The sequence below is a fragment of the Microbispora sp. H13382 genome, from assembly GCF_014161445.1.
Taxonomy (GTDB): Bacteria; Actinomycetota; Actinomycetes; order Streptosporangiales; family Streptosporangiaceae; genus Microbispora.
Genome location: NZ_JABBXA010000006.1, coordinates 363,322 through 381,387 on the forward strand (window position 1 = coordinate 363,322; position 18,066 = coordinate 381,387).

The following is an 18,066-nucleotide window of genomic DNA, read 5'->3' on the forward strand; positions in this document are numbered from 1 at the left end:
TGAACACGAAGGCCGGAAACGACCCGCGGTTCCGCTGAACCGCCTTCCACGACAGGCGCACGGAGGCCGCGGCGGGGGTGCCGCGGCCTCCGGGACTTCACCGAAACTAGATCTTGCCGGTGCCCGCGTTGGCGAGGACGTTCGCCTTGACCCCGCTGGGGTTGTCCACCGTGTACGAGTACGGGATGGAGGCGACGCTGCCGGAGGTCTGCGGCGTGCCCGAGTTCACGAAGTAGTTGTTGCGGGCGACGATCGACCCGCCGGGCGACGAGCCTTCGGAGGTGTGGGTGGGCTCGGCGACGTTCTCGAAGTAGTTGCCCTCGACGAGCACGCCGGCGCCGCAGGTGGAGGCGATGCCGTAGCTGTAGTCGGTGTAGGACGAGTCCTTGTAGTAGTAGTTGTTGAAGACGTGGACCGGGTTGCCGAAGCGCACCCGGGGGTTGCGCTGGGCGCAGGTCTGGAACGCGTTGTGGTGGTACGTCACCCGCAGGTGCCCGCTGTCCTCGGAGCTGTTGCCGTCGCTGTGGCCGACGAGCGAGCACTTGACGTGGTCGTGGAGCTTGTTCCAGGAGACGGTGACGTAGTCGGAGCCGTGCGTGACGTCGAGCAGGCCGTCGTAGTAGTCCGTGCCGTGGCTGGTGTCGCTCGACAGGTCGTTGTGGTCGAGCCACACGCGCTTGGCGTTGTCGAGGTGGATCGCGTCGCCGTTGCCGTTGCCGGCCCGGACCTTCGAGATCTTCATGTTGCGCACGATCACGTTGTTGACGTCACGGATGTTCAGGCCGCAGCCGGTCAGCCCGGAGTTGGCGCCGACGCCGACGACGGTGGTGTTGCCGCCCACCCGCACGTCCTCCGAGCAGGTGAAGTTGCCGTTCACCTGGACGATCTTCGCGGCGTCGCCCTTCACGGCGGTGGTGAGCGCGGTCAGCGAGGTGACCGTCGTCGTGGCGCCGCCCGCGCCGCCGCTCGTGCCGCCGCCCTGGGTCGCCCAGCCGACCAGTCCGGTGGTGGGCGGGGTGGTCGGGCCGCCCGTGGGCGTGGCGGTCGGCGTGGCCGTCGGGCTCATCGTCGGTGTGGTCGTGGGCGTCTGCGAGGGGGTGGACCCGGTCGGCTGGAGGGTCCACTGCTTGGTGGCCGCCGAGTCGCAGGAGTTCTGCTGCACCAGCGCGCCTGAGGACGTGGAGTTGTCCTTGCTGTTCAGGCACTTGTCGCTGTTGGCGTTGACGACCCGGTAGTTGGAGCCCGAGGCGACCAGTTCCCAGGTCTGCGACGAGGAGCCGGTGCACGACTCCTGCTGGACGGCCTTGCCTGCGGAGGTGGAGGCGCCGGCGATCCCGGCGCACTTGCCGCTGTTGCCGGCGGCCAGGCGGAAGCCGCTGCCCTGGGCCGACAGGTTCCAGGTCTGGTTGCTCGCGCCGTTGCAGCTGGAGACGGTGAGCTGCACGCCGTCGGAGCCGCTGCTGCCGGGAACGGTGAGGCACAGGCCGCTGGCGCCGTTCACGATCCGGTAGGCACCCGCACTGGGCCCCGCACTGGGCGCCGCGTTGGAGACGCCGGTGAAGACGCCGCCGACCAGGGCGGCGACCCCGACGAGGGTGCCGATCACCCCGGCTCCGGTTCTGGTTGTGGTTCTCAAAGCCGAGCTCCTTGCATGTCGTGCAGGACCCCTGACCGAGGGGGTTACTCCTGATCCCGCAGGGGGGCGTTCAAGAATGCGAACAGCATTCATGAGGAGGAACAACACGCATCAAATTACGGACCTGTTGACCACCGGTCAACGACTTCGCCTGCCCGGGTCTCCGGACCGCCCGGGCGCCCACCCCGCTTGGGCAGGTGGAGACGGACAGGAGTCCTCTGAGATCATCGTGAAACGTTCACGCCGGAACACGGGGAAGGATGGCGGATGATCGGGGGATCGAGGATGCCGTTCAGCGAGTGGCTGCGGTCGGAGAGCGAGCCGGACTGGACGGCGGTGGTCACCCACCCCTTCGCCGCGGCGATCTGCCGCGGCACCGCCGACATGCGCCGCTACCTGGAGCAGGACTTCCAGTTCGTGGACGCCTTCACGGCGCTGCTCGGCGCCGCGGTCGCCGCGGCCGACGGCTTCGAGTCACGGGTGGCCGTCGGCCGCTTCCTCGGGCGGACCGTCGCCGACACCGAGCGGGGCTACTTCCACCGCGCGCTCGCCGCCCTCGGGGGTGATCCGGCCCCGCCCGCCCTGGAGCCGGTGACGGCCGAGTTCCGGGCCCTGATGGACGAGGTGCGCCGCGGCCAGGACTATGCGCGGATCCTGGCGGTGCTGTGCGTGGCGGAGTGGACCTACCTCGGCTGGGCCTCGCGGACCACCGAGCCGCCCGAGGGCTTCGTCTACCGGGAGTGGATCGAGCTGCACAGCGGGCCGGAGTTCGAGGCGTGGGTGGGCTTCCTGCGCGGCGAGCTCGACCGGCTCGGTCCCGGCCTCGACGAGCACGGCCGGGCCCGGGTGCTCGACGCCTTCCGCCGGGCGACGGCCCTGGAGCGCCGCTTCTTCGACATGGCGCTCGGTTAGGCACGCAGGGCGAGCGCGGCGAGACGGCGCAGGGACAGGCGCAGGAAGACCGCGCTCACCGGCCCGGCGACCCGCCAGCCGATGCGCCCGGCCAGGCCGAAGGGCACGTGGAGCTGCTCCTCCCAGATGATCCTGCTTCCGCCGCCGGGACGGGGCAGCACGTGGAACCGTCCGACGCCGCGCACGACACGGCCCGTGTGGCGGACCTCCACCTCGTGCGGGGGCCGCCAGCCGGTGACGTCCATCGTGTCCACGAACGACAGCGGGCCGACCCCGGTGGCCGCCGCGAGCCGGCTCCCCCTGCTGCGGCCGTCACCGGCGACCACCCACGCCCGGGTCAGCACCATCCACTCGTGGTGCCGGGGCCAGTCGGTCAGTACGGCGAACACCCGATCCGGGCTCGCCTGCGCGTCCACCGTCACCGAGAGGGTCTCCACTCCGTGGGTTCTACCCCAGGAAGGTGATGTCGCGCGCGGGGGCGTCGCCGGCCGCGAACTCCAGCAGGCGCTCACCCTCGGTGGCCAGCGCGTCGCGGGTGGCGGCGCCCAACGGTCCGAACGGCTCGATCTCCAGGACCGCGGTCTCCCCGGCCCGTTCGATCCGCCCTCGTTCGATTCGCCACAGCCCCGCCACGAAACCGTCGACCAGGATCGTCGCGCGGATGATCCCGTTGACCGTGAAGACCCGCGAGCGGTGCTCCTCGGCGATCACCCGCGTCCGGTCGGCGTGCGAGAGCAGCAGGTTGTCGAACTCCCCCAGGAACCGCACCGGCGCCTCGGCGTCCGCGCCGGGCAGCGGCGCCCCGGGCAGGTCGAACAGCTCCACCCCGTTCTCGTCCCGGTGCGTGACCAGGTCGAGGCCACTGACCACGGAGCGCAGCCCGGTCAGGCCCGACCAGGCCTGCATGTCCTTCACCGACGCCGGCCCGAAGGCGCTCAGGTAACGCAGCACCATGTCGCCGGCGGCCGAGCCGTCGCCGAGGGGGCGGCCCAGCCACGACTCGGCGGGGACGTGCCGGGCCTGGCCCGAGGCGCCCCACACCCCGCGCGGCGGGACCTGCACCAGCGGCACGACCGCGCGTACGGCCTGGGCCAGCGCGTCGCGGCCCGGCCACCGCTCGCCGAGCAGCTCCTCCAGCTCGGCGAAGCTCAGCGGCCGCTCCTCCATCAGCGCGCGGGCGGCGCTCGCCACCTCGCCGAGGTCCACCCCGTCCAGCCGCCTGCCGTACGACGTGCGCAGCAACCGGTCGAGGAGCGGCTGCATGACCGGGCGCAGGGCCAGGCAGTCGTCGGCGCCGACGAGGTGGATGGTGCCGCGCATCAAGGCGATCCGTACGGCGGCGCGGCCGGTGAGCAGATCGGCCAGGTCCTCGTGCCGGAAGTCCAGCAGGCGGTTCCACAGGCCGACGTACGCTGAGAGAGGAGCCTGCGACTGCATGCCCACCAGGTGCTCGATCGCGGCGAGGGCCTTGACGTCGTGCCGGCGCAGCAGCATCTGGCGGTCGAGCAGGGCGCGGTTGAGCTCGCGGCGGGTCAGCACGCCGCAAACATAACGCCCGGCACCGACAGAACCGGGGGGTGCCGCTGATGATCACAATTGACGTCCCGCTGTGGTCCGCACGGCTGCGCGCGCTGCGCCGCGGCCGGCTGTGGAACCGCCGCGATCTGGGACAACGACTGACCGAAGCCGCCGGGGAGGCCGAACCCCGGCTGCCCGCGGACGCGGTCCGCACGTGGGAGGAGGGGGAGCGGCGCCCGGACACCCGCCATGCGGAGCTGCTGTGCCGGGTGTTCGGCGTGGACGAGGCGGACCTGTTCGTCGGCGCGTCCTCGGGCACGACCCTGTGGCACCACGTCACCGGCATTCCGCTGCTGCCCGGGCTCTTCCCCGAGGAGGAGGAGGAACGCGTCGGGCGGGCCGTCGAGCGGCCGTCCCGCGCCGACACCGGCACGGTCCGCTACTTCGAGACGCTGACCGGCGCCTGCGCCGCGCCGGACGGCAGGCCCGCCGATCTCGCCGCCGCGCTGGGGCCGGTCTTCGCGGGGGTCGAGACGTTCCGCGGGGACGCCGCGCCGCGCGTACGGCGGGCGCTGCAGACGCTCGCCACGCGGGACGCGGAGCTGATCAGCCGTATGGAGCACGAGGCGGGCGACGCGCCCGGCGCGCGGGCCTGGTCGGACCGCGCGATCCGCGAGGCGCGCGAGACCGGCGACGCCCTCACCGAGGTCCTGGCGCTGGTCCAGCGGGCCGAGCTGGTCGACGCCGCCGAGCCGGGCGAGATCGTCGAGGCGGCCGTGGCCGCCCGTACGCGTACGGGTGTCCCGGCCGCGGTGGGGCCGCTGTCCCGGCGGCAGGAGGCCCGCGCGCACGCGCTGGCGGGTGAGGTGGATCTGTGCCACCGCTGCCTGGAGGAGTCCCTTGAGGAGTCCCTTGAGGAGCCGGGCGAGACGCGGGCGGAGCTGTGCGCGGGCTGCCTGGTCGACCTCGGCCGGCCGGGCGGCGCGATCGAGCTGCTGGAGGGGGAGCCCGCGCCGGCCGCGCCCGCCTACCTCGCGGCGTACGTGCTGGCCCGGCAGGCGCACGCGTACGCGGAGGCGCACGAGCGGGACCGGGCGGCCGACCTCGCCCGGCGGTCCCTCGCCCTGGCCCGCCGCGCGGGGGCCGCCCGCGCGCTGCGCGAACTGGGCCGCGTCCATCTGCCGCCGCCCGCCGGGACGCGCAGGCGCGTACTCGTGTGACGACACGTCGCTGTTAGGTTGTGGGCGTTTCGCCTGAATCGTGTGAAGGGACGCCCATGCCGGCCGGATCCTCGCTGCCGCCTTCCCTGCTCCGGGCGCTGGCCCGTCCGGTGCCCCCGGGGAGCCTGGCCGACGTCGAGCACGTCGTCTTCGTCATGCTGGAGAACCGCTCGTTCGACCACTATTTCGGCCGGATGCGCGGGGTGCGGGGGTTCGGGGACCGCAACGCCGTGTCCACCCGGGCCTGGCGGCCGATCTTCGAGCAGGACGGCGTGCTGCCCTTCTCCGTACGGGAGGCGGCCGAGCGGGCCGGGGCGGACCCGATGCTGCTCGACACACACGACCACACCTGGCTCGGCACCCAGAACGCCTGGGCCATGGGCTGGAACGACGCCTGGGTGCCCAACAAAGGGCCCGGCTCGATGGCCTACTACGACCGGCGCGATCTGCCCTTCCACTACGAGCTGGCCGACACGTTCACGATCTGCGACGCCTACCACTGCTCGCTGCTGACCTCGACCACGCCCAACCGCAACTACCACATGACGGGTTACACGGGGTACGAGCCCGGCACCCGGCAGCGCGCGCTGGACAACGTCGCGTCCGAGGGGGCGGAGGGGCATCCGGGCTACGACTGGGTCACCGTGCCCGAGCTGCTGACGCGGGCCGGGCACTCCTGGCAGGTGTACCAGGAGTGGGACAACTACGAGTGCAACAACCTCGAGTTCTTCCGGCCGTTCGCGGCCGTGATGGACCGGATCGGGCTGGGGAGCATGCGCTCCTTCTACGAGAAGGTGCGGGCGGCGGAGGACCCGGCGCCGTTGCTCGCGGAGCTGGACAGGCGGGTGGCCGCCCTGGAGCCCGCCGACCGCGATCTCTACGACCGGGCGCTGCGCCGCGCCCCCGCGGGCGGCCTCGGAGACCGGTTCGCCGCCGACGTGGCCGCCGGACGCCTGCCCGCGGTGTCGTACGTCGTGCCCTCGCTGGCCGACTCCGAGCACCCCGAGGGGTCGTCGGCCGTGGAGGGCGGGCAGGTTCTCTACCGGCTGCTCGACGCGCTGGGGTCGCATCCCGAGGTCTGGGCGCGGACCGCCCTGTTCATCACCTATGACGAGAACGACGGCTTCTTCGACCACGTGCCGCCCCCGGTCCCGCCCGACGGCACCCCGGAGGAGTTCGTCGGCGGACGGCCGATGGGCCTCGGGATCCGCGTTCCCATGATCGTCGTGTCGCCGTGGAGCGTGGGTGGCCACGTCTGCTCGGAGACGTTCGACCACACCTCGACCGTACGGTTCCTGGAGCGCCGCTTCGGGATCACTGCTCCCATCGGGGAGTGGCGGCGCCGGGTGGCGGGCGACCTCACCTCGGCGTTCGACTTCGCCACGCCGGCGGCGCCGCCTCCCGTGGCGGCCGCCGCCGCGCCGCGCCCGCTCCCGGCGGGGGACCGGTGGTATCCCCGGGTCCCCGACGAGCAGCGGATGCCGGTCCAGGAGCCGGGGGTCAAGCCCGCCCGCGCGCTGCCGTACCAGCCGGACGCCGAGGCCGTCGTACGCGGCAGGTCCGTGGAGATCACGATGCGCAACTCCGGCGCGGCCTCCGCCCACTTCATCCTGTACGGCCACCTGGGCGAGCTGGCCAAGCCGGCGCACTTCGACGTGCTCGGCACGGTGGAGGAGGTGGTCTACTTCCCCGGCCCGGCCTACGACCTGCTGGTCGTCGGGCCGAACGGGTTCCGCCGGGAGTTCCGCGGCGGGACGGCCGACCCGGTGGAGGTGACCGGCGCGATCGACGCCGCCGCCCGCGCCGTGTCGATCTCGGTGACGAACCGGAGCGCCTTCCCCGCCGAGGTGTCGTTCGCTCCGCTGGCCTACGGCGGAGCGGCGCGTACGGTCCCGATCGCGCCGGGGGACACCGCGCACGTGGAGTGGCCCGCGCCGTCGGGGTGGTACGACCTGATGGTCGGCGTGACCGGGCACGACGGGTTCGCCCGGCGGCTGATGGGACACGTCGAGGACGGCCGCCCGAGCGTCACCGGGTGACGCCCGGGCGGGGAACGCGGGTCAGGCGCGGACGAGCGGCGTGTCCACGAGGTGCTCGGCGAGGAACCACGCCTGCAGCTCGCCCGTACGGACGACCTCGGAGACGAGCAGGTCGTTGGTGCCGTCGTCGCCCATCTCGGCCGCACGGGAGGCGGCGTCGTGCGCCGCGACCAGGATCGTCTCGTGCGCCTCCAGGAGCCGGGAGAGCATGGCGGGCACCTCCTCCACGCCGTCCGGCGGCCGCGGGATCACGGTCATCTCCGCCACCTGACGCGGATCGCCGACCGCGACGCCGCCGAGCGTCTGGATGCGTTCGGCGATCGCGTCGATGATGGGCAGCTGCTCGCCCGCGTGCTTGTCGAGGAGCAGGTGCAGCTGGTAGAAGGTCGGCCCCCGCATGAGCCAGTGGTGCTTCTTGTACAGGTTGTAGAGGATCTGCGTGTCGGCCAGGATCTGGTTGAGCCGCTGGCAGGAGTATTCGCGGGTCTCCCTCGGCAGCCCGACCGGGAAGTCGCGCACCGTCCCGAACGCCTGTATCTCGGTGCCCCTCTGGTGGAGCCAGGGCTGGCTGCTCTCACGCATCTTGGAGGAAGGGTTGACGCTCAAGGTGTCTCTCCTCACTCAGTCGGTTTTATGCCCGATAGAGAGTCTTTCGCCAGGTATGACCTTTAAACACCTTCTTAGGGCTGGTTTCACCCCTGTGACAGGGTGACCTGCGGATTCTCCGACAGCCGGGCGGCGGTGCGCTCCGCCGTACGCTTGGCCCAGCGGCCGGTCGTCGCCAGGGCGACCGACAGCACGATCAGCCCGTACAGGGCGTTGACGCGGAAGGCCGTGTGGGCGGCCGGGACGAAGGCGGCGTTGCCGGAGACCATGGACCCGGCGATGGCCACGCCGAGCGACTGGCCGACCTGCCTGCTGGTCGAGGCGACCGCGGAGGCCACCCCCGCCTGCGCGAGCGGCATCCCGGAGACCGCGGTGTTGGTGATCGGAGGGTTGAGCATGCCGAACCCGACGCCGAAGACCGCGTAGATCCCGAGCAGCAGGGGGAGGGGCGTGGTGAGAGTCACCTGGGACAGCAGCGTCCCGGCGGCCGCCAGGCACACGCCCGCGACGACGAGCGGCGCGCGCGGGCCGCGGGCGCCGACGAGCCGGCCGGAAAGCGGCCCCACGATCGTCGTGATCACCGCGACCGGCAGCGTGCACAGCCCCGCGGCGAGGGCGGACAGCCCGCGATTGCTCTGCAGGTAGAGCGTGTTGAGGAATAGGAAGGCCCCAAGGCCGGCGAACCCCGCCACCGCCATGACGGCCGCGCCGGAGAACGGCGCGCTGCGGAAGAAGCGCATGTCGATGAGCGGTTCCGGCCTGCGCAGTTCGCAGACGACCAGCGCGGCGAGGGCCGCCGCCGCGACGGCGAAGCAGGCCGCGCTCACGGCTGCGCCCGCGGCCGGGCCCTCGATGATCCCGTACGTGAGCGTGCCGAGCAGGACGATGACCAGCACCTGCCCGACGGGGTCGATCCTGCGGGCCGAGGGCGCCTTGGACTCGGGGACGTACCGCCAGGTCAGGAACAGCGCGAGCAGGCCGATGGGCACGTTGATCCAGAAGATGGCCCGCCAGTTCACGGTGTCGGTGAGCAGGCCGCCGACGACCGGTCCGAGCGCCATGCTGACGCCGACCACGCCGCCCCACACGCCGATGGCCTGCGCCCGCTCCCTGCGGTCGGTGAACGTGTTCGTGATGATCGACATGGCCACCGGGTTGAGCATCGACCCGCCGACGGCCTGGAGGATCCGGGCGGCCACCAGCCAGCCCAGGCTCGGGGCGAGGCTGCACAGCAGCGACGCGGCCGTGAAGATCACCAGACCGGTCTGGAACGTGCGGCGGCGGCCCACCCGGTCGGCCGTCGACCCGGCGAGCATGAGCAGGCTCGCGAGCGTCAGCGTGTAGGCGTCCACCGTCCACTGCAGGCCGGAGACCGGCGCGTGCAGGTCGCGTCCGAGCGCCGGCAGGGCGACGTTGACGATCGTGTTGTCGAGCGACACGATGAGCAGGCTCATGCAGCAGATGAGAAGGACGAGTATCCGCCTTCGGCGAGTCATTTGCGACACCACACCACACAACCGTACATATCCGGTCAACTATCGGTTGCGGCAGGGCAAACCGATTGAAATTCTGCTCGCATGCGTGCGACGGCGAACGGTATCGAGATCTGCTACGAGGTGTTCGGCGAGCCCGGAGGACGCCCGGTCGTCCTCATCATGGGGCTCGGGGCGCAGATGATCAGCTGGCCGGAGGAGCTGATCGGGCTGCTGGTGGAGTCGGGCCACCGGGTAGTCCGGTTCGACAACCGGGACGCGGGCCTGTCCACCCACTTCACCCCGGCGGACGACCTCACGCCCCCGGCGTCGTACACGCTGGACGACATGGCCGACGACACGGCCGGCCTGATGGACGTGCTGGGCTGGGAGAGCGCCCACGTGGTGGGCGCGTCGATGGGCGGCATGATCGCCCAGACCCTCGCCATCCGCCACCCCGCCCGGGTGCGTACGCTGACCTCGATCATGTCCACGCCCGGGCCCCGCGTGGGGCGTGCGACCGAGGAGGCCATGGCGGCGCTGACGGCGCCCGCCCCGCAGGACCGCGAGGAGGCGCTCGCCCGCGCCGTCGAGACCGCGCGGGTCATCGGCTCTCCCGGTTACGAGACGGACGTCGAGCGCGTCACCCGGGTGGCCGCTGAGGCCTATGACCGGGCCTTCGACCCCGCGGGCACCACCCGGCAGTTCATCGCGATCCGGAGGTCGAAGGACCGTACGGAGGGACTGCGCGGGCTCTCGGTGCCCGCGCTGGTGATCCACGGCGAGGACGACCCGCTGATCACCCTCGAAGGCGGGACCGCGACCGCGGACGCCATCCCCGGCGCGAAGCTGCTGACCTTCCCGGGGATGGGCCACGACCTGCCCCGCCCGCTCTGGCCGGTCATCGCGGAGGCGATCACGGAGCTGACCGCACGGGGCTGAACACACGGGGCTGAACACACGGGGCTGAACACACGGGGCTGAACACACGGGGCTGACCGGCCGGAGCTGACAGGGCTTCAGATCTCGAGCTTGTCCTCGATCGCGCGGAGCTGGTGCCGGGCCATCGCGAGATTGGCCCGGTTGCGGTCGAGGGCGAGGTAGAGGAACAACCCCTTGCCGCCGCGGCCGGTCAGCGGCCGGATGATGTGATACTGCGAGCCCAGCGTGATCAGGATGTCCTCGATGCCGTCGCTGAGCTTGAGCGCGTCCATCGCGCGGAGCTTGGCCTTGACCACCTCGGTGTTGGCCGCGGCGGCCACCTGGAGGTCGAGGTCCTTGGAGCCGCCGAGCGTGCCCAGCGCCATCCCGCTCCCGTAGTCGGCCACCGCCGCGCCGATCGCGCCGTCGATGGTCAGCATCTCCTTCAGAGAGACGTCCATGTTCGCCATGTCTCTTCTCCTGTTCTGGGTTGTCATCCGCGTTCGACGATGGCGGCGATCTTGTTCGCCGCCCTGCGTCCCTCGATCCGGAGCAGGCCCAGGTTGGCTCCCTGACCTGCGAGAACGGTGAGGACGAGCGTGGGGCCCGCGGCGTAGCACGCGGTGTGCCCCTGGGTGCCGGAGATCAGCGTCTCCTCCAGCCGCCCGATCCTGGCGAGCTCGGTCATCTTCCGGCTCAGCGACAGCAGCGCCGACGTGAGCGCCGCGGTCTGCTCGGTGTCGGCGGCCAGATCCGTGGTCACGAGCATGCCGTCGACCGTGCAGGTGAGCGCTCCCGTGATCTCGGGCGCCCGTTCGCGCAGGACGACCAGTTCCTCGTGTATGTCGTGGCGCAGATCCACCGAGACACCCTTTCCGGCCCGCTTGAGCCACCCGATCACTACAGCGCCTCCAGCGCGTCACGCAGTCTGAGCAGCAGGTTCACGTCGGTCGCGTCGGCGTTCACCTGCGGGAGTTCCGAGGTGGAGCGCCCGGGCCCCGTCGGCCGCTTGGGCGGCGGAGGCGGCTTGGGCGGCGGGGGCGGCTTGGGCGTGCGCTTGGGCAGCGCCGCCGTCTCGGCCGTCACCACCAGGCCGGCCGCCGCGAGCTCCCGTACGGCCAGCAGCGTGGAGTAGGCCGGGCGCCCGAGCCGGCGGGCCAGCTCGACCGGCGTGGCGGTGGAGTCGGCGGCGAGCAGCAGCTCCCACTGCAGCCGGCTGAGCAGCGCGTGCGAGCCCGGGATCCGCCGCAGGGGCGTCACCGGCCGGGCGTCCAGCTCGGACGACGGCCAGGCCCGCTCCAGGCGGGCCCGGCGCCTGGCGCACTCGCGCAGCAGACCCGGCACGTCGAAGAACCAGTGGATCCCGAGCCAGTGGGCCTCGCCGTCCTTGAACCTGGTCCTCACCGTCTTGGGCGTCAGGAGGAAGAAGGCGGCGTCGAGCGTGGCGGACAGCACGCAGAACTCCAGCTCGCCCCGGCTGAGCACCCCTTTGTCCACGAGCAGGGCGCCGCCGTCGCCGCCGGGACCGGCCTCCTGCCGCGCGTGCCGGACCCCGTTCGCGCTGATCCGGCCCGACGCGCCGAGCAGGCCCTCCACGCCGGGCGTGGCCGCGCACTCCACGTACGACACCCGGCCGTGGTCGTAGTAGACCGTGCCCTCCTTGCCCACCCGCAGTGAGCCGGTGGCCTCGTCCTGGGCGAGGCCGGTGAGCACGGCGTCGAGAGTCGGGGCGGCCACCGGTCAGGCTCCCATCAGGAGGCGACCAGCTCGTCGGTGATCGTGCGCAGCCGCCGCCGGGCCAGGGCGAGGTTCGACCGCTCCACGTCCAGGCGTACGCACAGCAGCAGCGGACCGTCGAACATCATCTCCATGGGCCGCACCAGGTGGTACGCCGTGCCCGTGGTGACGATCACGTCCTCGATCCGGAAGCCCGTCTCCTCTGACGCCAGCGCGATCCCGTGGAGCGTGGCGCGGTACGCCTCGCTGAGCCCCGCGGCCGCCCGCCCGGGATCGGGGATTCCCTTTCCCGCGACGGCCATGCCGCTGGTGTGGTCCACCAGAATGGCGCCGAGCGCGCCCGGGATCGACATGGCCTCGGAGAGGCAGTCCTCTATCCCGATCAACCCGTAACTCCTCGCCTCGCCGGTACAGCGCGGCCAACACTAGAGGAGCAGGTGAACGGACCTCCCGGGTCGAAAACAGCTCGGATAAACGGATTAGTCCGGGAGAATAAGAATTCTTCCTCTCGGAGAGGTAATCCAGATTTTCGTGAAATTTCCTCATGTCACCCGGGATGGCGTGCCCACCTCGGTGCGGCGGCCAGAATGGGAGGCGTGGAACGCGTTCTGGTCAGTGCCTGCCTGCTCGGCAGCAGGGTGAGGTACGACGGCGGGGCGAAGACGAGCGACGACGACCTGCTGGCCCGCTGGCGCGCCGAGGGGCGGCTGGTGCGGTTCTGCCCCGAGGTCGAGGGCGGGCTGCCCGTCCCCCGGCCGCCCGCCGAGATCGAGGGCGGCCAGGGCGGCGCCGCCGTCCTGGCGGGCGCGGCCCGGATCCTGACGCCGGAGGGCGACGACGTGACCGCCGCGTTCCTGTCCGGCGCGCAGCAGGCCCTCGCCGTCGCCCGGTCCTTCGGCGTACGGGTCGCGATCCTCAAGGAGGGCAGCCCGTCGTGCGGGTCGCTGCGGATCTACGACGGCAGCCATCGGGGGAGGACCACCCCCGGGCAGGGCGTGACGACCGCGCTGCTGGAGCTGAACGGCGTCCGCGTCTTCGGCGAGGACCGGATCCCGGAGGCCGCCGCCTATCTGGAGGACCTTGTCACGGAGACAGCGTTTACGGAGACAGGGGATCCGAGGTGACGATGACGGCCTTCTCGTCGGGCTTGTGCACCAGGACGTTGTCCACGTAGGACCGCACCGCCGCCTCCAGGCCGACATCCTTGCCGGCGGCCTCCGACATGTACCAGCGGTGGTCGAGCACCTCGTGGAAGAGCTGGGCCGGCTCCAGCTTGCGCCGCAGATCGGCCGGGGTGGCGTTCACCACCGGCTGGAACACCTCGGCCAGCCAGCGGTGGGCCACGATCGCCTCGTCCTCGTGCCGCAGCCCGTTCGACACCCGGAATGAGTCGAGGTCGTTGAGCAGCCGCCTGGCCTGGTTCTCCTCCACGTCGAGGCCGGTCAGGCGCAGCAGCCGGCGCTGGTGGTGCCCGGCGTCCACGACCTTGGGCCGGACGATCAGCCGGGAGGTGCCCGCCTTACGGCGCACCATCATCTCGGCGACGTCGAAGCCGAGGGAGTTGAGTCGCCGTACGCGCTGGTCCACGCGGTGCCAGTCGACCTCCTCGATGATCTCGTCCTCGGTCAGCTCGTCCCACAGCCGGTGGTAGCGCTCGACGAGCTGCTCGGCGAAGGCCAGCGGGTCGATGGTCGGGTGGAGCAGGCCGCCCGCCTCCAGGTCGAGCATCTCGCCGTAGATGTTGACGTGCGCCACGTCGATGTCGTGTGACCGCTGGCCCTCGCTGATCGCCGGGTGGAGCTCGCCGGTCTCGGCGTCCACCAGGTAGGCCGCGAAGGCCCCGGCGTCCCGCCGGAACAGCGTGTTCGACAGCGAGCAGTCGCCCCAGTAGAAGCCGGTCAGGTGGAGCCGTACGAGCAGGACCGCGAGCGCGTCGAGCAGGCGGATCAGCGTGTCGGGCCGCACCGAGCCCGACAGCACCGCGCGGTACGGCAGTGAGAACTGCAGGTGCCGCGTGATCAGGGCGGAGTCCAGTTCGGAGCCGTCCGGGGCGGTCCGCCCGGTGACGACGGCGACCGGCTCGACGGCGGGCGCGTCGTGCCGTGCCAGGTCCCACAGCAGCTGGTACTCCCGCTTGGCGTACCGCGTGCTGATCTCCTTGATCGCGTACACCCGGCCGCTGAGCCGGGCGAAGCGCACCACGTGCCGGGAGATGCCGCGGGGCAGCGTCACCAGGTGGCGGACGGGCCACTCTTCCAGGGGGACGTCCCACGGCAGGCGGATCAGGTCGGGGTCGCTGGGGGCGCCGGTGATCTGCAGGGGCACCAATCGCTCCTTATCTGGGGGCTTCCACACAAGTGTCGCGGATAGAGTCGGGCGCTATGACGCTGGTGGACGAGTTCATCGACTGGTACCTGGCCGAGAACCCGGTCAGGGCGGCCCTCCTGGGGGCCGACGGATACGACCGCACGCTGGGCGACCTCAGCGCGACCGCCTTCACGGCGCGGGAGCGGGCGGCCGAGGAATGGCTGCGCAAGCTGTCGGAGGCGACGCCCGAGAGCCCCGAGGACGAGATCGACAGGGACCTGGTCGCCGCCCATCTGCGCGGGCAGATCGCGCAGGCCCGCTGGCCGGAGTGGCGGCGCGAACCGGCCGCCTACCTCGGGGTGATCTTCGGGTCGATGTTCACGCCGTTCCAGCAGCGCCTCAAGCCGGAGGCCGAGCTGGTCGACGCCGCCGTCGCGCGCCTCGCCGAGGTGCCCGCCGTGCTCGCCGCCTGCCAGGCCAACCTGGACCCCGATCTCGCCGCCGATCTGCTCGTCAAGCGCGGCCTCGACCAGGCCCGTACGGGACGCCGCTTCCTGACCGAGACGCTGCCCGCGCTGGTCGGCGACCCGGATCTGCGGGCGCGGCTGGCCGCGGCCGCCGAGCCCGCCGCCGACGCGTTCGACGGGCTGGTGCGCTTCCTGGAGGGCTTCGAGGCCCACGGCACCTGGCGGATGGGCGAGGAGCTCTACTCCGCGCTGCTGCGCGAGCAGGAGATGCTCGGGTACGGCGCGGCCGAACTGCACGAGAAGGGCCGCCGGGCCTGGGCCGAGCTGGACACGCGGATGAGCGAGGTCGCCGCCCGTCTCGGCTCCGGCAACTGGCGGGAGGCGATGGAGTCGCTCATGGACGACCACCCGCCGACCCTGGAGGCCATGCGCGCCGAGTACGAGGCCGAGACGCTGCGGGCGCGCGAGTTCGTCCTCGAGCGCGGGCTGGTGACCTTCCCCGAGGGGGAGGTGTGCCGGGTCGAGCCCTCGCCGGAGTTCCAGCGGCCCATCATCGCCGTGGCCAGCTACCTCGCCCCGCCGCCGCTGTCGTCCTCGCGTGATGGTGTCTTCTTCGTGCCGTACACGCCGGACGGCTTCACCGAGGAGCAGGTGCGGCAGCGGCTGCGGACCAACTCGCACCCCCAGATGCCGTCGATCAGCGTGCACGAGGGTTACCCCGGCCACCACTGGCACCTGTCCTGGATGGCCGGCAACCCGCACCGCGCCCGCAAGATCTTCCGTACGCCCTACTTCGTGGAGGGCTGGGGGCTCTACGTCGAGAAGCTCATGCACGAGCAGGGCTACTTCGACACGCCCCAGACCGAGCTCGCCCACCTCGACTGCCGCATCTGGCGGGCCGCCCGGATCGTGGTGGACACCGCGCTGCACTGCGACGACATGTCGATCGAGCAGGCGGAGGAGTTCCTCACCACGAAGGCGTCGCTGTCGCCGGGCACGGCCGCTGGTGAGGTCAGCCGCTACTGCGCCTGGCCCACGCAGGCGCCCTCGTACCTCACGGGGGCCCTGGAAATCGAGCGGATCAGGGCCGACTACACGGGTGACCTGCGGACCTTCCACGACACGATCGCGGGCTCGGGCGGTCTCCCGCTCGGTCTCGCCAGGAAGGTAGTGCTCGGTTAGCCGTTCAGGGCGCGTTCGATGACGGCGGTGAGCTGGCCCTCGGTGAGCACCGAGGGCCGGCCCACGCCGAGAGCGCGGACGTAGACCTCGCACAGCCACTCCAGCAGGCGCGTCGCCTCGAACGCCTGCTCCAGGCCGCCGCCGATCGTCACCGCGCCATGGCTGGCCATGAGGGCGGCCTGCCTGCCTCTGATCGCGGCGATGACGTTGTCCGCCAGTTCGGGCGTGCCGTACGTCGCGTACGCGGCGACCCGGACGGCGCCGCCGAGCAGCAGGGCGTTGTAGTGGATCGGCGGCAGTTCGGTCATCGTCGAGCCGACCACGGTCGCGAAGACCGAGTGGGTGTGCACCACCGCCCGGGCATCGGTCGCCTGGTACAGCGCGAGATGCATCGGCGTCTCCGAGGAGGGTTTGCGCTCCCCGTCCACGACCCGCCCTTCCAGGTCGACGACGGGGCAGTCCTCCGGGCGCAGCCGGTCGAGCGCCACACCGGAGGGCGTGACGACGACCAGATCGCCGTCCCGGGCGCTCAGGTTCCCCGATGTGCCGATGACCAGGCCGAGGGCCGCCGCCCGCCGGCCGTACTCGCACAGCTCACGCCGCAGCTCATCCACCCGCTCATCCACTCGGGCGAATCTACACAATCGGCGGTGTTTCGTGATGTCCTGATCTCATGTACGAGGCTTCCGAATGGCGCCGCGAGGGGGACACGATCCGCAGGACCGTGGTCGCCCGAGACTTCCGTACGGCCATCGCGATCGTGAACGACATCGCCGAACAGGCCGAGGCGCTGAACCACCATCCCGACATCGACATCCGGTGGCGGACCCTGCACCTTGCGCTGACCACCCACGACGCCGGCGGTCTGACCGACCTCGACTACAAGCTCGCCGCGCGCATCGACGCCATCGTGGCCGACCACGAGGCCGGGTCGCCGCAGTAACGCTTATGATCTCGCCGGGTAGAGGGCCACGACGGGGATGACGCGGGAGGTGCGTGCCTGGTAGTCGGCGAAGATCGGGACCAGCTCGGCCTGGCGGGCGTACAAGCGGTCGCGCTCCTCCCCGGCCAGCGGCACTGCGGTGGCGGTGAACGTCTCGATCGCCGTCCCGTCGCCCGCCTCGACGGTCACGGTGGGATTCGCCAGCAGGTTGTGATACCAGTCGGGATGGCGCGGCGCGCCCGCGTAGGAGGCGAAGACGAGCAGCCTGTCCCCGTCACGCAGGCACGCGACGGGGTTGGTCCGGGCGGCGCCCGTTCTGGCGCCCGTGGTCGTCAGCAAGATCAGCTGCGTTCCCTCGAACGGCCCGCCGACCTTGCCGCCGTTCGCCCGGAACTCCTCGATGATCTTGTCATTCCACTCGGACATGCTGCGATGGCTCCTGAACCTCGACGTGTCTGCCCCGATAGCGAAGCTATTTGTGATCAACATAGCCAACGGATCGCGGTCCGAGCCGGACGGGGGTCCCTCAGGCGCAAAACCTGCATAAAGCTCATGTCGGGCAATTGGCCCCAATTCTTTTCGGCCTGTGATTCCACCTTATTGGCTTGCCGACTTGCCGTGCTCTTCTGGTGCCTGGAAGAACTGATACAGGTTTTCGAATTCATTGAGGAGGGGTGATGGATCTGTTCGACTGGGATCCTGTTTCTCCTCGTAGTTCGAATAGTGGTGATGATGGCTGGTGGGATCGGCTGACTGCCGATTCTCCTTTGTGGTCGACGGAGGGTTCGCTCGCCCGCGACGGCAGTGTGGAAAACGACGCGGCCGCTGACACCGGGAGCATGGGCAGTGAGGCCGCCGATGATGCGGGGGCGGGTTCTGCCGGGGCGGATGCCGCTGGCTTAGGTGATCGCCGGGGTCGGTCGTCGTGGGTGCTGATCGGTTCTGTTCGTGAGTCGGCGCAGGCGTTGGCGTTGGCGCCGGTTCCGGACGATGTGGATGTCTGTCTGGCTGAGGCTGAGGAGTTGGTGTTCGCGCGGGATCGGATCACCTCGGCGTTGGCGGATCGGGTGGGGCGGGTGCATCGGGCGGGGCAGGCCCGGCGGCAT

The 18,066-nt window shown here is 71.3% G+C and carries 20 protein-coding genes; 8 read left to right on the plus strand and 12 right to left on the minus strand.

Annotated elements, in window-relative coordinates; all coding sequences use genetic code 11:
• Positions 1–106: 106 nt before the first annotated feature.
• Positions 107–1,636 carry an RICIN domain-containing protein gene (locus HHX41_RS15775; protein ID WP_259400977.1) on the minus strand — a complete coding sequence of 510 codons (1,530 nt, stop codon included), beginning with the start codon at positions 1,634–1,636 and terminating at the stop codon, positions 107–109.
• 267 nt (positions 1,637–1,903) lie between these two features.
• Between HHX41_RS15775 and HHX41_RS15780 the strand changes: the two genes are divergently transcribed.
• Positions 1,904–2,548: a TenA family protein gene (locus HHX41_RS15780; RefSeq protein WP_220504080.1), complete on the plus strand. Its 645-nt coding sequence runs from the start codon at positions 1,904–1,906 to the stop codon at positions 2,546–2,548.
• Here the strand turns inward: HHX41_RS15780 and HHX41_RS15785 are convergent.
• Positions 2,545–2,985, minus strand: coding sequence for an SRPBCC family protein (locus HHX41_RS15785; RefSeq protein ID WP_169987874.1), 441 nt, complete (start codon positions 2,983–2,985; stop codon positions 2,545–2,547). The genes HHX41_RS15780 and HHX41_RS15785 overlap by 4 nt on opposite strands.
• Positions 2,986–2,995: 10 nt before the next feature.
• Positions 2,996–4,087 (minus strand): winged helix DNA-binding domain-containing protein, encoded by a 1,092-nt coding sequence (locus HHX41_RS15790; RefSeq protein ID WP_310742003.1) that lies wholly within the window; start codon positions 4,085–4,087, stop codon positions 2,996–2,998.
• Between the two features lie 47 nt (positions 4,088–4,134).
• On the opposite strand from HHX41_RS15790, the gene HHX41_RS15795 reads away from it, so the two are divergent.
• Together HHX41_RS15795 and HHX41_RS15800 are read left to right on the plus strand one after the other, a co-directional pair.
• Entirely contained in the window at positions 4,135–5,286 is a 1,152-nt protein-coding gene (locus HHX41_RS15795) for a hypothetical protein (protein ID WP_182906548.1), read from the plus strand.
• Positions 5,287–5,342: 56 nt separating this feature from the next.
• A complete protein-coding gene (locus tag HHX41_RS15800) occupies positions 5,343–7,325 on the plus strand; it encodes a phosphocholine-specific phospholipase C (RefSeq protein WP_182906549.1) in 1,983 nt (660 codons plus the stop codon).
• Between the two features lie 21 nt (positions 7,326–7,346).
• Here HHX41_RS15800 and HHX41_RS15805 read toward each other — a convergent pair whose 3' ends face one another.
• On the minus strand, positions 7,347–7,907 hold the full coding sequence (locus tag HHX41_RS15805; protein WP_169987910.1) for a Dps family protein: 561 nt from the start codon (positions 7,905–7,907) through the stop codon (positions 7,347–7,349).
• Between the two features lie 110 nt (positions 7,908–8,017).
• On the minus strand, positions 8,018–9,427 hold the full coding sequence (locus tag HHX41_RS15810; protein ID WP_220504081.1) for an MFS transporter: 1,410 nt from the start codon (positions 9,425–9,427) through the stop codon (positions 8,018–8,020).
• 81 nt (positions 9,428–9,508) lie between these two features.
• Here HHX41_RS15810 and HHX41_RS15815 point away from each other — a divergent pair, with 81 nt between their 5' ends.
• The gene (locus HHX41_RS15815) at positions 9,509–10,345 is read left to right on the plus strand and encodes an alpha/beta fold hydrolase (RefSeq protein ID WP_182906551.1); all 837 of its coding nucleotides are present in this window, start codon (positions 9,509–9,511) and stop codon (positions 10,343–10,345) included.
• 77 nt (positions 10,346–10,422) lie between these two features.
• On the opposite strand, the gene HHX41_RS15820 is transcribed toward HHX41_RS15815, so the two are convergent.
• Genes HHX41_RS15820 through HHX41_RS15835 form a run of 4 tightly spaced genes read right to left on the minus strand, consistent with a single transcriptional unit; the run spans position 10,423 to position 12,447 of the window.
• Positions 10,423–10,794: a hypothetical protein gene (locus HHX41_RS15820; RefSeq protein ID WP_169947825.1), complete on the minus strand. Its 372-nt coding sequence runs from the start codon at positions 10,792–10,794 to the stop codon at positions 10,423–10,425.
• A gap of 23 nt (positions 10,795–10,817) precedes the next feature.
• Entirely contained in the window at positions 10,818–11,186 is a 369-nt protein-coding gene (locus HHX41_RS15825) for a roadblock/LC7 domain-containing protein (protein WP_169987882.1), read from the minus strand.
• A gap of 38 nt (positions 11,187–11,224) precedes the next feature.
• A complete protein-coding gene (locus tag HHX41_RS15830) occupies positions 11,225–12,061 on the minus strand; it encodes a DUF4388 domain-containing protein (RefSeq protein ID WP_169987884.1) in 837 nt (278 codons plus the stop codon).
• Positions 12,062–12,075: 14 nt separating this feature from the next.
• Positions 12,076–12,447, minus strand: coding sequence for a roadblock/LC7 domain-containing protein (locus tag HHX41_RS15835; RefSeq protein ID WP_182906552.1), 372 nt, complete (start codon positions 12,445–12,447; stop codon positions 12,076–12,078).
• A 210-nt stretch (positions 12,448–12,657) separates the two neighbouring features.
• On the opposite strand from HHX41_RS15835, the gene HHX41_RS15840 reads away from it, so the two are divergent.
• Positions 12,658–13,185, plus strand: coding sequence for a DUF523 domain-containing protein (locus tag HHX41_RS15840; RefSeq protein ID WP_182906553.1), 528 nt, complete (start codon positions 12,658–12,660; stop codon positions 13,183–13,185).
• Here HHX41_RS15840 and HHX41_RS15845 read toward each other — a convergent pair.
• Positions 13,160–14,386, minus strand: coding sequence for a DUF4032 domain-containing protein (locus HHX41_RS15845; RefSeq protein WP_182906554.1), 1,227 nt, complete (start codon positions 14,384–14,386; stop codon positions 13,160–13,162). The two genes, HHX41_RS15840 and HHX41_RS15845, sit on opposite strands and share 26 nt — an antisense overlap.
• A gap of 56 nt (positions 14,387–14,442) precedes the next feature.
• Here HHX41_RS15845 and HHX41_RS15850 point away from each other — a divergent pair, with 56 nt between their 5' ends.
• Positions 14,443–16,017 (plus strand): DUF885 domain-containing protein, encoded by a 1,575-nt coding sequence (locus HHX41_RS15850; RefSeq protein WP_182906555.1) that lies wholly within the window; start codon positions 14,443–14,445, stop codon positions 16,015–16,017.
• Here the strand turns inward: HHX41_RS15850 and HHX41_RS15855 are convergent.
• Entirely contained in the window at positions 16,014–16,643 is a 630-nt protein-coding gene (locus HHX41_RS15855) for a class II aldolase/adducin family protein (RefSeq protein ID WP_182906556.1), read from the minus strand. The two genes, HHX41_RS15850 and HHX41_RS15855, sit on opposite strands and share 4 nt — an antisense overlap.
• Positions 16,644–16,690: 47 nt before the next feature.
• Here HHX41_RS15855 and HHX41_RS15860 point away from each other — a divergent pair, with 47 nt between their 5' ends.
• A complete protein-coding gene (locus HHX41_RS15860) occupies positions 16,691–16,960 on the plus strand; it encodes a 4a-hydroxytetrahydrobiopterin dehydratase (RefSeq protein WP_169987896.1) in 270 nt (89 codons plus the stop codon).
• A gap of 3 nt (positions 16,961–16,963) precedes the next feature.
• Here the strand turns inward: HHX41_RS15860 and HHX41_RS15865 are convergent, their stop codons facing one another.
• Positions 16,964–17,386: a nitroreductase family deazaflavin-dependent oxidoreductase gene (locus HHX41_RS15865; protein WP_182906557.1), complete on the minus strand. Its 423-nt coding sequence runs from the start codon at positions 17,384–17,386 to the stop codon at positions 16,964–16,966.
• A 251-nt stretch (positions 17,387–17,637) separates the two neighbouring features.
• On the opposite strand from HHX41_RS15865, the gene HHX41_RS15870 reads away from it, so the two are divergent.
• Positions 17,638–18,066, plus strand: a 429-nt coding sequence (locus tag HHX41_RS15870) for a hypothetical protein (RefSeq protein ID WP_220504085.1), incomplete at its 3' end; no start/stop codon positions are given.